This window comes from Arthrobacter sp. T2-23, assembly GCF_055398325.1.
Map to the genome: position 1 here is coordinate 438,357 of NZ_AP027917.1, position 13,073 is coordinate 451,429.

13 protein-coding genes are annotated in these 13,073 nt (G+C 70.6%); 10 read left to right on the forward strand and 3 right to left on the reverse strand.

What is annotated here, in order from left to right:
- Positions 1-111: 111 nt before the first annotated feature.
- Positions 112-1,092: a LysR family transcriptional regulator gene (locus tag ACZ5Z0_RS02030; RefSeq protein ID WP_464110685.1), complete on the reverse strand. Its 981-nt coding sequence runs from the start codon at positions 1,090-1,092 to the stop codon at positions 112-114.
- Positions 1,093-1,211: 119 nt separating this feature from the next.
- Here ACZ5Z0_RS02030 and ACZ5Z0_RS02035 point away from each other — a divergent pair, with 119 nt between their 5' ends.
- The 9 genes from ACZ5Z0_RS02035 to ACZ5Z0_RS02075 are packed head-to-tail and all read left to right on the forward strand — an operon-like array spanning position 1,212 to position 10,790.
- Complete coding sequence (locus ACZ5Z0_RS02035) at positions 1,212-2,102, forward strand: FAD binding domain-containing protein (RefSeq protein ID WP_464109666.1); 891 nt, start codon at positions 1,212-1,214, stop codon at positions 2,100-2,102.
- 5 nt (positions 2,103-2,107) lie between these two features.
- Positions 2,108-2,674 (forward strand): (2Fe-2S)-binding protein, encoded by a 567-nt coding sequence (locus ACZ5Z0_RS02040; RefSeq protein ID WP_464109667.1) that lies wholly within the window; start codon positions 2,108-2,110, stop codon positions 2,672-2,674.
- Positions 2,671-5,064 carry an aerobic carbon-monoxide dehydrogenase large subunit gene (locus ACZ5Z0_RS02045; protein WP_464109668.1) on the forward strand — a complete coding sequence of 798 codons (2,394 nt, stop codon included), beginning with the start codon at positions 2,671-2,673 and terminating at the stop codon, positions 5,062-5,064. The genes ACZ5Z0_RS02040 and ACZ5Z0_RS02045 overlap by 4 nt, the downstream gene beginning before the upstream one ends.
- Positions 5,064-5,990 (forward strand): XdhC family protein, encoded by a 927-nt coding sequence (locus ACZ5Z0_RS02050; RefSeq protein ID WP_464109669.1) that lies wholly within the window; start codon positions 5,064-5,066, stop codon positions 5,988-5,990. The genes ACZ5Z0_RS02045 and ACZ5Z0_RS02050 overlap by 1 nt, the downstream gene beginning before the upstream one ends.
- Positions 5,974-6,603 carry a nucleotidyltransferase family protein gene (locus ACZ5Z0_RS02055; protein WP_464109670.1) on the forward strand — a complete coding sequence of 210 codons (630 nt, stop codon included), beginning with the start codon at positions 5,974-5,976 and terminating at the stop codon, positions 6,601-6,603. The genes ACZ5Z0_RS02050 and ACZ5Z0_RS02055 overlap by 17 nt, the downstream gene beginning before the upstream one ends.
- Positions 6,600-7,523, forward strand: coding sequence for an AAA family ATPase (locus ACZ5Z0_RS02060; RefSeq protein WP_464109671.1), 924 nt, complete (start codon positions 6,600-6,602; stop codon positions 7,521-7,523). Before ACZ5Z0_RS02055 ends, ACZ5Z0_RS02060 begins: the two co-directional genes overlap by 4 nt.
- Positions 7,516-8,844 (forward strand): vWA domain-containing protein, encoded by a 1,329-nt coding sequence (locus ACZ5Z0_RS02065; RefSeq protein ID WP_464109672.1) that lies wholly within the window; start codon positions 7,516-7,518, stop codon positions 8,842-8,844. The genes ACZ5Z0_RS02060 and ACZ5Z0_RS02065 overlap by 8 nt, the downstream gene beginning before the upstream one ends.
- Positions 8,834-9,634, forward strand: coding sequence for an SRPBCC family protein (locus ACZ5Z0_RS02070; RefSeq protein WP_464109673.1), 801 nt, complete (start codon positions 8,834-8,836; stop codon positions 9,632-9,634). Before ACZ5Z0_RS02065 ends, ACZ5Z0_RS02070 begins: the two co-directional genes overlap by 11 nt.
- Before the next feature lie 10 nt (positions 9,635-9,644).
- Positions 9,645-10,790: an XdhC family protein gene (locus tag ACZ5Z0_RS02075; RefSeq protein WP_464109674.1), complete on the forward strand. Its 1,146-nt coding sequence runs from the start codon at positions 9,645-9,647 to the stop codon at positions 10,788-10,790.
- A 52-nt stretch (positions 10,791-10,842) separates the two neighbouring features.
- On the opposite strand, the gene ACZ5Z0_RS02080 is transcribed toward ACZ5Z0_RS02075, so the two are convergent.
- The gene (locus ACZ5Z0_RS02080; RefSeq protein WP_464109675.1) at positions 10,843-11,391 is read right to left on the reverse strand and encodes an NAD(P)H-dependent oxidoreductase; all 549 of its coding nucleotides are present in this window, start codon (positions 11,389-11,391) and stop codon (positions 10,843-10,845) included.
- Positions 11,388-12,257 (reverse strand): SDR family NAD(P)-dependent oxidoreductase, encoded by an 870-nt coding sequence (locus ACZ5Z0_RS02085; RefSeq protein WP_464109676.1) that lies wholly within the window; start codon positions 12,255-12,257, stop codon positions 11,388-11,390. The genes ACZ5Z0_RS02080 and ACZ5Z0_RS02085 overlap by 4 nt, the downstream gene beginning before the upstream one ends.
- A 186-nt stretch (positions 12,258-12,443) precedes the next feature.
- Between ACZ5Z0_RS02085 and ACZ5Z0_RS02090 the strand changes: the two genes are divergently transcribed.
- The gene (locus tag ACZ5Z0_RS02090; RefSeq protein WP_464109677.1) at positions 12,444-13,064 is read left to right on the forward strand and encodes an L-threonylcarbamoyladenylate synthase; all 621 of its coding nucleotides are present in this window, start codon (positions 12,444-12,446) and stop codon (positions 13,062-13,064) included.
- Positions 13,065-13,073: the final 9 nt, after the last annotated feature.

Consider the following 13,073-nt stretch of genomic DNA (forward strand, 5'->3'; position numbering starts at 1 on the left):
CTCCTCTTCGTCGGGTTCATACGTCGATCGGCTGTCCCTCAAGGGGTAGCACCGAATCCGGCCAATGTGCAACGCGACACAGGCAACTTCAGTCCCGGCCCTGACCCGCCACTAGCTCCACAGCGCGACGTGGAACTTCGAGCCTCGCCGCTCCAGCCCGCGGGAACCGCCCGGGGCGACCATCGCCGCCGTCGCGTCGGCCGTGCGGACAAAACGCTGCAGGGTTTTCGCCATGGTGGTGGTCCGGTGCTGGTCCAGGGTGCTGGCCCACCACAGCCCGGGAACCGGGGTTCCGGCCACGGGGACCCGGACCAGCGCGCCGCTGAGGACCTCGGCCCGGACGATGTGCCCGATCGCCAGCATGATCCCCTCCCCCGCCCGCACGGCCGCGAGGGCGTCCGTCTCGCTGCTCAGCCTGATGATTTCCGGCACGACGCCGAGGCCCGCGAGCCAGCGGCCTTCCTCCGAGCTGTCCAGGATGCCCGCGGGCCCGGCGAACCACGGCCTTCCCAGCAGCCGTTCCACGGCGAGCGGGCCGCGCATCCGGCCAAGCGGGTCGGCGGCGTCCGCCACGAAGACCCGCTGGTAGCGCAGGAAGGGGACGGACTCGAGGCCCTGTTCGGTGGCGGGGGTACCCGCTGGGGCCAGCGGCCGGGCCCCCAGGGCGATGTCGTAGGCGCGTTCCAGCAGGAGTCCCGCCAGGTCCTCCGCCGCCACGGCGACCACGTCCACGGAGGCGCCCGGAACGCGTTTGGTGAACAGGTCCAGCAGCCGGCCCGCCGCGTGTTCGGCGAACGGCGCCGTGGCGGCGATCTTCAGCTGCCCGGCGTCGTTCTTGGCGTTGGCGACCTCCCAACGGGCCTGGTCCGCCAGCCCGACGATGTCCTGGGCGTAGTCCGCCAGCGCCCGCCCGCCCGGGGTCAGGGTAATCCCGCCCGGGGACCGCACAAACAGCGGGTCGCCCAGGTCCTGCCGGAGCGCCGCCAGGGCCGCGGAGACGGCCGGTTCGCTGACTTCCAGGGCCGTTGCGGCGGCATGAAGCGAGCCCAGGCGTGCCACCAACGCGAACGTCCGCAACTGGCTCAACGTCATCGACACGGCTTCATAACCTTTCGCTTATGTCGATATTGACACCCCCGTCGGGGCGGGGCAACACTTGCCTTAAATCGGCGCCGCGCGACGTTGCCTGCGCCCCGGAGTGAGGTGGGACTATGCAGATTCCGGCTCCATTCGACTATGTTCGGGCCACCACGGTGGAGAACGCGCTCGAGCTTCTGGCACGCCACGGCCCCGAATCGCGGATCATCGCCGGCGGCCACAGCCTGCTTCCGATGATGAAACTGCGGCTCGCCCGGCCCGAGTGGCTGATCGACATCAACGACCTCTTCGAACTGGACTTCATCCTGCGCGACGGCGCGGAGCTGCGCGTCGGTGCCCTCACCCGGCACAGCACGCTGCTGGAATCGGAAGAGATCGCCCGGCTGTTCCCGATTGTCCGGGACGCCGAACGCGTGATTGCCGACCCGGTGGTGCGCAACCGCGGCACCATCGGCGGCTCCCTGTGCCAGGCCGATCCCGCCGAAGACCTCTCCACGGTCTGCGACGTCCTCGGCGCCGTGGCCGTGGTCCGTGGGCCCGGCGGTGAGCGCGTCCTGTCCATGCGGGACTTCCACCGCGGCCCGTACCAGACCGCTGTCGGGCAGGACGAGCTGCTGTCCGAAGTCCGCTTCCCGGTCCGGCCCCGCTCGTCCAGCGCCTACGAGAAGGTGGAACGGCGCGTGGGCGACTGGGCAGTCGGTGCCGCGGGCGCGGCCGTGACCCTCGCCGAGGACGGCAGCATCGCCGACGGCGCCGTCGGGCTGACGGCGCTGGGCCTGGAGCACACGGTCGCGGAGGCCGCCGAACTGCTGCGCGGCAAGCGGCCCTCCGAGGAGCTGTACGCCGACGCCGGGCGGCTGGCGGCCGAGGCCTGCGACCCGGTGGCGGACCAGCGCGGGCCGGTCGACTACAAACGGCATCTGGCCGACGAACTCACCCGGCGGGTCCTGCGACGGGCCTGCGCCCGCGCCGCCCGGACGGCCGAACAGACACAGGAAGGCTGAAGCGCATGCAGATCAGCATGACCGTGAACGGCAACGAAGTAACGTCCGAGATCGAACCCCGGGTGCTCCTGGTGCATTACATCCGGGAGGTGCTGGGCCTGACCGGCACGCACTGGGGCTGCGACACCAGCAACTGCGGGACCTGCGTGGTCCTGATGGACGGCCAGCCGGTGAAGTCCTGCACCGTCCTCGCGGCCATGGCCGCCGGGCACGACATCCGCACCGTGGAGGGGCTCGCCACCGGGGCCACGCTGGACCCGGTCCAGCAGGGCTTTATGGAGGAACACGGGCTGCAGTGCGGCTTCTGCACCCCGGGCATGATGCTCACCGCCCGGGCCCTGCTGGATAAGAACCCGCACCCGGATGAGGGCGAGATCAGGCAGGCCATCTCCGGTCAGATCTGCCGGTGCACCGGCTACGCGACGATCGTCCGCTCGGTGCAGTGGGCCGCCGCCCATCCGGCCGCCGCTGCCGACGCCGGCGGCGAAGGCGCCGACGAGGTCCTCGACGGCACCGACACCGTGGTGGAGGACGTCGCCACGGAAACCGAAGACGCAGAGGTGAAGGCATGACTGTCATCCATGAGCGGGGAATCAACCCCGCGGCCGGCGACGCGGACCGCCCGATCGGCTATGGCCGGATCCAGCGCAAGGAAGACCCCCGCTTCGTTCGCGGCAAGGGCCACTACATCGACGACCTGGTGCTGCCCGGCATGCTGCACGGCGCGATCCTGCGTGCCCCGGTGGCCCACGCCCGGCTCGTGTCGATCGACACCACGAACGCCCTGGCCCACCCCAAAGTGCTGGCCGTCATCACCGGCAAGGACCTGGAGGGCCTCAAGCTCGCCTGGGCGCCGACGCTCTCCGCCGACGTGCAGGCGGTGCTGGTCACGGACAAGGTCCGGTTCCAGGGCCAGGAGGTCGCCTTCGTTGTGGCCGAGGACCGGTACGCCGCCCGCGACGCCCTGGAACTGATCGACGTCGAATACGACGTGCTGCCGCCGCTGGTCGACGCGCGGCGGGCCCTCGACGCCGACGCCCCCGTCATCCGGGACGAGATCGCCGGCCGGACGGACAACAAGATCTTCGATTGGGAGATCGGCAACGCGGCGGAAACCGAGGCCTTGTTCGCGAGCGCCGACGTCGTGGTCAGCCAGGAGATGGTCTATCCGCGGGTGCACCCGGCCCCGATGGAGACCTGCGGCGCCGTCGCCGACTTCGATGCCGTCAACGGCAAGCTGACCCTCTATGAGACCACGCAGGCCCCGCACGCCCACCGCACGCTGTTCGCGATCGTCGCCGGCATCCCGGAGCACAAGATCCGGATCGTGTCCCCGGACATCGGCGGCGGCTTCGGCAACAAAGTGGGCATCTACCCCGGCTACATCCTCGCCGTCGTCGGCTCCATCGTCACGGGCCGGCCGGTGAAATGGGTGGAGGACCGTTCCGAGAACCTGATGTCCACCTCGTTCGCCCGCGACTACATCATGCAGGGCGAGATCGCCGCGACCAGGGACGGGAAGATCCTGGCCCTGCGCACCAACGTGCTGGCCGACCACGGCGCCTTCAACGCCACCGCCCAACCCACCAAGACCCCGGCCGGCTTCTTCTCCATCTTCACCGGCAGTTACGACCTGCAGGCCGCCTACTGCAAGGTGACCGGCGTCTACACCAACAAGGCACCCGGCGGCGTGGCCTACGCCTGCTCCTTCCGCGTCACCGAGGCCGTGTACCTCGTGGAGCGGATGGTGGACATCCTCGCCCGGAAGCTGGAGATGGACCCCGCGGAGCTGCGGCTGAAGAACTTCATCAAGCCGGAGCAGTTCCCCTACGCCAACAAGACCGGCTGGGTCTACGACTCGGGCAACTACGAGGCGGCCATGCGGAAATCCATGGAGCTGGCCGGTTACGAGGACCTGCGGCGCGAACAGGTCGAGAAACGGGCCAAGGGCGAGCTGATGGGCATCGGCATCTCCTTCTTCACCGAGGTCGTCGGCGCCGGGCCGCGCAAGCACTTCGACATTGTCGGCCTGGGCATGGCCGACGGCGCCGAACTGCGGGTGCACCCCACCGGCAAGGCCGTGGTCCGGATCTCCGTGCAAAGCCAGGGCCAGGGCCACGAAACCACCTTCGCCCAGATCGTCGCCGAGGAACTCGGCATCCCGCCGGAGAACATCGACGTCGTCCACGGCGACACGGACCAGACGCCGTTCGGCCTGGGCACCTACGGCAGCCGCTCGACGCCGGTCAGCGGCGGCGCCGTCGCGCTGGTTGCCCGCAAGGTGCGGGAGAAGGCGAAGCTGATCGCCGCCGCCATGCTGGAGACCCGTCCGGAGGACCTGGAATGGGAAAAGGGCCGCTGGTTCGTGAAGGGCGACCCCACCGCGGGGAAGACCATCGAGGACATCGCGATGGCCGCCCATGGCACCATGACCCTGCCGGAGGGCGTCGACGGCAACCTGGACGCGGAAGTCACGTACGACCCGCCCAACCTCACGTTCCCGTTCGGCGCCTACATCTGCGTCGTCGACGTCGACCCGGGCACCGGGCACGTCAAAGTACGGCGCTTCGTAGCGGTGGACGACTGCGGGACCCGGATCAACCCGATGATCATCGAGGGCCAGGTCCACGGCGGCCTGACCGACGGCGTCGGGATGGCCCTGATGGAGATTATCGAGTTCGACGCGGACGGCAACAACCTCGGCGGCTCCTTCATGGACTACCTGATCCCCACCGCCATGGAAGTGCCGGACTGGGAGACCGGTTTCACGGTCACGCCATCCCCGCACCACCCCATCGGCGCCAAGGGCATCGGCGAGTCCGCGACGGTCGGTTCCCCGCCGGCGATCGTGAACGCGGTGGTGGACGCGCTGGCGCCGTTCGGCGTCGTGCACATGGACATGCCCTGCACCCCGGCCCGGGTCTGGGCGGCCATGCAGGGCCGGGCAAGGCCGCCGATCTGATGACCAACACCGCAGAATCCCTCGCCGCCCGGGCCGGCGAGCTCACCGCCCGCCGCGAGCCCTTCGTGCACGCCACGGTGGTCCGGGCCCAGCATCCGACCAGCGCCCGCGCCGGGGACACCGCCCTGCTGCTGCCCGGCGGCGAGCTCCAGGGCTTCGTCGGCGGCAACTGCGTCGAGTCCTCGGTCCGGGAGTACGGACTGCAGGTGCTGGCCTCCGGAGAGCCCCTCCTGCTGCGCGTCCTACCCGGCGAGCCGTCGCACCGGTCCGAGGAGGGCGCCGTCGAGGTGTCCAACCCGTGCCTGAGCGGCGGTGCGATCGAGATCTTCCTGCAGCCCCGGATCCCGGCACCCCGGGTCGTGGTGGTCGGGGCAGCACCGGTGGCACAGGCGCTCGCCGAGCTGGGACCCGGCGTCGGCTTCGACGTCGAACTGGCCGAGGGCGAGGCGGCCCGGCCGCGCCCCGGGGACGCCGCCCTGATTGTCGCCTCGCATGGAAAGGCCGAAGAGGGGGCCCTCGAAGCGGCGTTGCGCGCCGGCGTCCCCTACGTCGCCCTCGTGGCCAGCGAAGTGCGCGGCGCGGCCGTACTCGACTCGCTCGAGGTGGACGATGTGCTGCGTTCCCGGGTCTACACCCCGGCAGGGCTGCAGCTGGGCGCACGCACCCCCGGGGAAATCGCAGTGTCCATCCTGGCCCAGCTGGTCCAGGAACGGGCCGTGGCACGGGCCCACGCAGACACCGGCGGGGTACCGGCACCGTCCACCCCGCAGCCAGAGACCGCGGTGGACCCCGTGTGCGTCATGTCGGTCCCGGCGGTGGAATCGTCCCTGCACCTCGAGCACAACGGCGTCACCGTGTATTTCTGCTCCCCTGGCTGCCGCGCGGCCTTCCGCAAGGACCCGGAGCGCTATGCTCTCAGCACCTGACTCCCCCGCCCTGGCCGGCACCGCGGCCGTCATCCTGGCGGCCGGGGCCTCACGGCGCCTGGGCCGGCCCAAACAGCTGCTGCCCTATGGCGACGGCGTGCTGCTGGACGCCGTCCTCGCGACGGCACGGCGCTGCGGCTTCGCCCAGACCGTGCTGGCGCTGGGTGGCTCCGCAGCGGAGGTCCTGGGCGCCGTGGACACCTCGGGCTGCGAGGTGGCGCTGAACCCCGACTACGACGAGGGCTGCTCGTCCTCGATTGCCGCCGCGATGGCCCTGTTGCGGCCGGACACCAGCGCGGTAGTGCTGCTGCTGGGCGACCAGCCGGGCGTCCGGGCCGAGAACGTGGCGCCGCTGCTGCAGGCGCTGGCGCGGCAGCACAGTCCCGGCGCGGCCGTATGCCGCTACGACGACGGCGTCGGCCACCCCCTGGCGTTCAGCCGCCGGCTGCTGCCTGAACTGGCCTCGCTGCACGGCGACAAGGCCGTGTGGAAGCTGCTGGAGCAGCGGGCGGACGACGTCGTCGAGGTCCCGACGCCGGGCAACGTCCCGCCGGACGTCGACACCGAGGACGACTACCGCCGGGTGCTGTCCGAGCTACAGGGGGCCGGGTGAACACGGCGGCCCGGACAGGTGCCGAGGAAGAGGTGCGGCGGCGGATCCCGGACGTGGCGTCGCTCATGGCGGCCCTGGACCAGCACGACTACCTGGCCGATGCGGGGCTGGCGACCGCCCTGTTCCTCGCAGTGCGGCTGCCGCAGCCCATCCTGCTCGAAGGCGAGGCGGGCGTGGGCAAGACGGAGGCGGCCAAGACCCTGGCGGAGCTGCTGGACACACCCCTGTTCCGGCTGCAGTGCTACGAGGGAATCGACGCAGGCGAGGCGCTCTACGAGTGGAACCACCAGCGCCAGCTACTGGGCATCCGGCTGGCCGAAGCACGCGACGCCGAGGTCAGCGAAGCCGAGCTGTTCGGCCCCCAGTACCTGCTGCGCCGGCCACTGCTGCAAGCAATCGAACACCCCGGGCCGCGGCCGGCGGTGCTGCTGCTGGACGAAATCGACCGCGCCGATGCCGAGTTCGAGGCGTTCACCTTCGAGCTGCTGGCGGAGGCCTCCGTCACCATCCCCGAGCTCGGCACCATCCGCGCCACCCATCCCCCCATCGTTGTCCTGACCTCCAACCGCACCCGGGACCTGCACGACGCGCTCACGCGCCGCTGCCTCTACCACTGGATCGACTACCCCGGGCCGGCGCGGATTGCCGAGATCGTCCGCCGCCGGGTGCCGGCCAGCAGCGGTCCGCTGGCGTTGCAGGCCGCCGCGGTGATCACGCGGCTGCGGACCCTGGACCTGGCCAAACCGCCCGGCATTTCGGAGGCCATCGACTGGGTTTCGGCGCTCGCCGTGCTGGGCATTGAGCGGATCGACGCCGCCACCGCCGAACAAACCTGGGGCTCGATCGTCAAGAACCGTGACGACCTGGAACTGGTGGACTCACGCGGGGCCGCCTGGCTGGTGGGCGGCGCCGGTGACTGAGACGAGGCCGCCGGTGCAGGCTCCCGCTCCGGCGTTTGTGGAGGCTGCCGCCCTGGCGGCCACCTTTATTACGGCGCTGCGCGGTGCCGGCCTCCTGTGCTCCCCGGACCGGGCCGCCCGGCTGGCACAGGCTCTCCGGCTGGTACCGCCAACGAATCTGGAACGGCTCTACTGGACCCTGCGGGTGGTCCTGGTCTCCAGTCTCGAGCAGGTGCCGGTGTTCGACGCCGTGTTCGATTCCGTCTTCCGGGGCGGCTTCGATCCCGCCGCAGCGCTGGGCCGCAGCGCCAGCACACCCGTGCCCGCGCCGCCGGCCCCACCGCCCGACGAGGGATCGCACCCCCGGCCCGCCGCGGATAGCGGCCGCCCGACCGAGCCCGGCCGCACGGCCGGCCGGCGGCATCCTGCCGTGGCGACTGGCCGTGACGACGACGGCGCCCGCTCCGGCCCCGACCGGGAGGCCGTCCTCGCGATGGCGTCCACCGAGGAGCACCTGCACACGACAAACTTTGCCGAACTCTCCGAGCAGGAAGCCGCCGAGGTCCGGCGGCTGGCGGCGCGGATCCTTTTGGCGACACCGGCGCGGCTGAGCCGGCGGACCCGCAAGTCCCCGCACAGCGGTGCCCGCCTGGACATCCGGGCCACGGTGCGGGCGGCCCGCCGTTCCGGCTACGACTCGCCCCGGCTGCTCTACGCCCGGCGCCGCGAACAACGCCGCAAACTGGTGCTCCTGTGCGACGTCTCCGCCTCGATGGAGTCCTACTCCCGGGTTTTCCTGGCCCTGCTGCAGGGCGCCGTCACGAACGCCGGGGCCGAGGCCTTCGTCTTCTCCACCCGGCTGACCCGCCTGACCCGGCAGCTGGCCCACCGCGATCCCGATCTGGCCCTCGCCCAGGCGGCTGCCACGGCGACGGAGTGGGCCAGCGGCACCAGGATCGCCGAGAGCTTCCGGCACTTCCTGGACGAATACGGCCGCCGCGGGCTGGCCCGGGGAGCCGTGGTGGTGGTGTTCTCCGACGGGTGGGCGCAGGAGGATCCGGGACAAGTCGGCGCCCAAATGGCCCGGCTGCGCCGGCTCGCGCACCGGGTGGTCTGGGTGAACCCGCGAAAAGCGGCACCGGGCTTCCGGCCGCTGGCCGGCGGTATCGCCGCGGCCCTGCCCTACTGCGACGCCTTCGTCAGTGGACACAGCTACGCGGCGCTGGCGGAGCTCGCCGCCGCAATCCGGGGTGAAGGCCCGCCCGCGGCCGGCGGCCACGAAACGCGACTTCGAATGATCGGACGACAAGCGGAAGACAAGGGAGCAGCTCATGCAGATTGACAGCAGTTTTTCGGTGGTCGCACCGATCGGCAAGGTTTGGGACACCCTGATGGACTTCGAACGGGTGGCCGGCTGCCTGCCGGGCGCCCAGATCCTGAACAAACTCTCCGACGACGCCTACCAGGTGGGCATGACGGTCAAGCTGGGCCCGGTGAACATGCAGTACAAGGGGCTGCTCAACGTGCTGGAGCGCAACGCCGCCGAGCACCGGGCCGTGCTGGGCGGCAAGGCCCAGGAGACCCGCGGCCAAGGCACCGCGGAAGCCCAGGTGACGCTGGCCCTCACGGAAGAAGGAACCACCACCCGCGGAACCGTGAGCGCCGACCTGGCGCTGTCCGGCAAGGCGGCGGCGATGGGCAAAAGCGTGATCGGCAGCGTCACCGAACAAATGATGGGACTCTTCGCCAGCAACTTGCAGGCCATGCTCGCCGAACCGGGTGCCGCTGCCGGGGCCGGCACCGGGACTGCCCCCGAAGTGGAGACGCCGGCCGCGGCACCCCCGCCGGCCTCGTCCGCGGTCCCGGTAACTGCGCCCGCAACCACCGGGACCGGCGCAACGCCGCCGCCGAGCGCGACGCCGCCGCCGAGCGCGACGCCGCCGTCGAGCACGGCGCTGTCGGCGTCGGGGTCGGGCAGCCTCGACGCGTTCAGCCTGGCCAGGGGCATCGCCGCAGATCAACTCTCCAGCCCCGGCAAGGTCCTCGGCCTGGTTGCCGTGGTGGCCTGCGTCGCCTACTGGGCCGGACGGCGGTCCGCGTTCCGCATGCTCCGTATTTTCGGAAGGCTCTAGGGAGGGCACGGTGCGGGACGTCCTGGAAGCCATCATGCCGGACTGGCGGGAGGGGAAGACCGCCGGCCTGGCGACGGTCGTGAATACGTTCAAGTCCGCCCCGCGTCTGCCCGGAGCTTCCATGGCCGTCACCGCCAGCGGCGCCGCCGTCGGCTCGGTGTCCGGCGGCTGCGTGGAAGGCGCCGTGTACGAACTCGCCAGCCAGGTCCGGGACGACGGCGTGCCGGTGCTGGTGCGGTACGGGATCAGCGACGACGACGCGTTCGCCGTCGGCCTGACCTGCGGCGGGATCATCGACATCTTCGTCGAGCCGGTCTCGCGGCAGCGCTTCGCGGAGCTCGACGACGTCCGGCGGGACATCGCCGACGGGAGGCGGGTAGGGGTGGCCACGGTCATAGAGCACCCGGACAGCAGCTGGCTGGGCCGGCACCTGGTGGTGCGCCGGGACGGTTTTGAGGGCAACCTGGGCTCCGAGCGCGCCAACCTGGCCGTCGGAGACGACACCCAGGGCTACCTGGCAGCGGGCCGGACCGGCATCCTGAGCTACGGCCCGGACGGGGAGCGGCTGGACAGCGGGATGCGGATCTTTTTCTCGAGCTACGCGCCGGCGCCGCGGATGCTCGTCTTCGGCGCAATCGACTTCGCCTCGGCGCTCGCGCGGCTCGGCACCTTCCTCGGCTACCGCGTGACCGTCTGCGACGCCCGCGCCGTCTTCGCCACGCCGGCGAGGTTTCCCGACGCCGCCGAGGTGGTCAACGAGTGGCCGCACCGCTACCTCGCCGGGCAGCAGTCCCGTGGGCTGGTGGATGAACGGACCGTCATCTGCGTCCTCACTCACGACCCAAAGTTCGATATTCCACTTCTGGACGTGGCCCTGCGCGGAAGTCCCGTGGCGTTTGTCGGGGCGATGGGCTCCCGCCGGACGCACGAGGACCGGCTGAGGCGGCTGCGCGAGGCAGGACTGGGCGGTGCCGAACTGTCCAAGCTGCACAGCCCCGTCGGCCTGGACCTCGGCGCCCGGACCCCGGAGGAAACGGCGGTGTCCATCGCCGCGGAGATCATCGCCAAGCAGTGGAGCGGCAGCGGCGAGCCGCTGCGGCAACTGGACGAACGGATCCACCACGACGAACAGAACCGCGAACAGCCGCAGTCCTAGCGGAGCTCGGCACCTGCCGCGGCGCCCGGGCCCGGCCGGGCACCGGGGAAGCCTAGCGGCCTGCGGTGGCAGGAACGGCCGAGAGCAGTTCCCGGTAGCGGGCGGCGTGGGCCCCAAGTTCCTCGGGCGTCATCCGGGGCGCCGCATGCAGGACCAGGGGTTCTGCCATCTCCAGCCCGCAGAGGTGCGCGGTGGCCTCCAGGGGCCGCAGCAGCTCGGCCATGGTGAAGCGGTTGTGCCCCGTTGGCGTGTAGGAGGACTCGGGGCCGCCGGTCGAGATGACCAACTGCAGCCGTTTGCCATGCAAGGCGTCGCCGCCGGCACCGTAGGCGAACCCGTAGGTGAGGACCTGGTCCATCCACTCCTTCAGCACCCCGGGAACCGAGTACCAGTGCCAGGGGAACTGCAAGACGATGGTGTCATGCCCGCGCAGGAGCTCCTGCTCCCGGACGACGTCAACGCGCCGCTCGGGGTAAGCCGATGCGAGTTCCCGGACCGTGACGCCGTCGAGGTCCTTGATGGCGGCGGCGAGCGCCGCGGTGATCCGGGACGCCGCCAGGTCAGGGTGGGCAACGACGACGAGGGTGCGGTGAGCGGTCATGGAAGGTTTGTGCTTCTTTCGGAATCGGATTCGAGGCCTACCAGGGCGGCGCTGAGCTGCCAGAGACGGTCAGCATCGGCCCGGCTGTAACTGCGTTTTGATGATTTCTTTGCCGTGCTGTTGGCAAAGTACTGGCCCGTGACATTTTCAAGTTCGGGCGCCGAGGCGAGATGGATGGACGTCTGCGCCCCCTGCTCCGGAGACTTCATCCACCGCTGCACCAGCGGCGTCAGGAACCCCTGCAACGGGCCCGGATCCTCGGCCCCGAAGGCTGTCCGCACCACACCGGGGTGCAGCGCGTTGGCGGTGACCCGGGTGCCGGCGAGCCGGGCGGCGAGGCCGTACGTGAACAGGACGTTTGCCAGTTTGGACTGGTTGTAGGCCCGCTGCCCCGAGTAGGATCGCTCGGCCTGAAGATCCGCGAAATCCATGCGGCCCATGGCCTGGGCTCCGGAGGAAACCGTCACCACCCGCGCGGGCGCGCTGTCCTTCAACCGCTCGAGCAGCAGGTTGGTGAGCAGGAACGGCGCGAGGTGGTTGAGGGCGAAGGTGTACTCAAGCCCGTCCGCGGTGAGCCGGCGGCTGTTCCAGAACCCGCCGACATTGTTGACCAGGACGTCGAGGCGGTCCAGGATCTGCATCACGTCGCCGGCCAGGCGGCGGACCTCTTGCTGGGAGGAGAGGTCCGCAATGAACACCTCGACCGGGGCCGAGGCTACCGCGCGGATCTCTTCCGCTGCCCGAGCCGCCCGCTCGGCGTCGCGTCCCGTGATGGCTACCCGCGCTCCCCTGGCTGCCAGCCCCAGCGCTGTGGCCTTGCCGATCCCGCCGGTACCCCCGGTGATCAGGACAGTCTTTCCCGCCATGGATTGCATACGAGCCTCGCTCCGGGTGCCGCGGTCGCCGGATGACATTCCCCGCCGGCGGACCTAGACAGGATTGTCTAGGTCGGGATCGAAGTTACCAGACAGAATTGTCTGTTCACAAGCCGCGTCCGTGGTCCGGCCGGCATTGCCGCCCCTGCCCCGGGGCGCCGGGCGTAAGCTCGTGCCATGGCGAGATATTTCGATGTGCACCCCGACAACCCACAGCCGCGCTCCATCACGCAGGTGGTGGAGCTGGTGAAGTCCGGCGGCCTGATCGCCTACCCGACCGACTCGTGCTACGCCCTCGGCGCCCAGCTCGGAAACAGGGAAGCGCTGGACCGGATCCGGTCCATCCGCCACCTTGACGACAAGCACCACTTCACGCTGGTCTGCAAGGACTTCGCCCAGCTCGGCCAGTTCGTGCAGATCGACAACGACGTGTTCCGCAGCATCAAGGCCGTCACCCCAGGCAGCTACACCTTCATCCTGCCCGCCACCAAGGAGGTGCCCAAGCGGCTGCTGCACCCGAAGAAGAAGACGGTCGGGGTCCGGATCCCGGACCACAAGGTGGTCCAGGCGCTGCTGGACGAACTTGGCGAGCCGCTGCTCTCCAGCACCCTGCTGCTGCCGGACGAGGAGGAGCCGCTGACGCAGGGCTGGGAGATCAAGGAGCGGCTGGACCACGTGGTGGACGCCGTGATCGATTCCGGCGACTGCGGGGCGGAGCCGACGACGGTCATCGACTTCTCCAGCGGCGTCGCCGAGGTCGTCCGCCACGGCATGGGCGACCCGTCCCGATTCGAGTAGGGCCGATCG

Excerpts from the sequence above, each read along its gene's own strand:
- ACZ5Z0_RS02090 (WP_464109677.1), top strand. The coding sequence starts at position 12,444 with ATGGCGAGATATTTCGATGTGCACCCCGACAACCCACAGCCGCGCTCC.
- ACZ5Z0_RS02040 (WP_464109667.1), top strand. The coding sequence starts at position 2,108 with ATGCAGATCAGCATGACCGTGAACGGCAACGAAGTAACGTCCGAGATC.
- ACZ5Z0_RS02085 (WP_464109676.1), bottom strand. The coding sequence starts at position 12,257 with ATGGCGGGAAAGACTGTCCTGATCACCGGGGGTACCGGCGGGATCGGC.
- ACZ5Z0_RS02080 (WP_464109675.1), bottom strand. The coding sequence starts at position 11,391 with ATGACCGCTCACCGCACCCTCGTCGTCGTTGCCCACCCTGACCTGGCG.
- ACZ5Z0_RS02070 (WP_464109673.1), top strand. The coding sequence starts at position 8,834 with ATGCAGATTGACAGCAGTTTTTCGGTGGTCGCACCGATCGGCAAGGTT.
- ACZ5Z0_RS02055 (WP_464109670.1), top strand. The coding sequence starts at position 5,974 with ATGCTCTCAGCACCTGACTCCCCCGCCCTGGCCGGCACCGCGGCCGTC.
- ACZ5Z0_RS02045 (WP_464109668.1), top strand. The coding sequence starts at position 2,671 with ATGACTGTCATCCATGAGCGGGGAATCAACCCCGCGGCCGGCGACGCG.
- ACZ5Z0_RS02050 (WP_464109669.1), top strand. The coding sequence starts at position 5,064 with ATGACCAACACCGCAGAATCCCTCGCCGCCCGGGCCGGCGAGCTCACC.
- ACZ5Z0_RS02030 (WP_464110685.1), bottom strand. The coding sequence starts at position 1,092 with ATGACGTTGAGCCAGTTGCGGACGTTCGCGTTGGTGGCACGCCTGGGC.
- ACZ5Z0_RS02035 (WP_464109666.1), top strand. The coding sequence starts at position 1,212 with ATGCAGATTCCGGCTCCATTCGACTATGTTCGGGCCACCACGGTGGAG.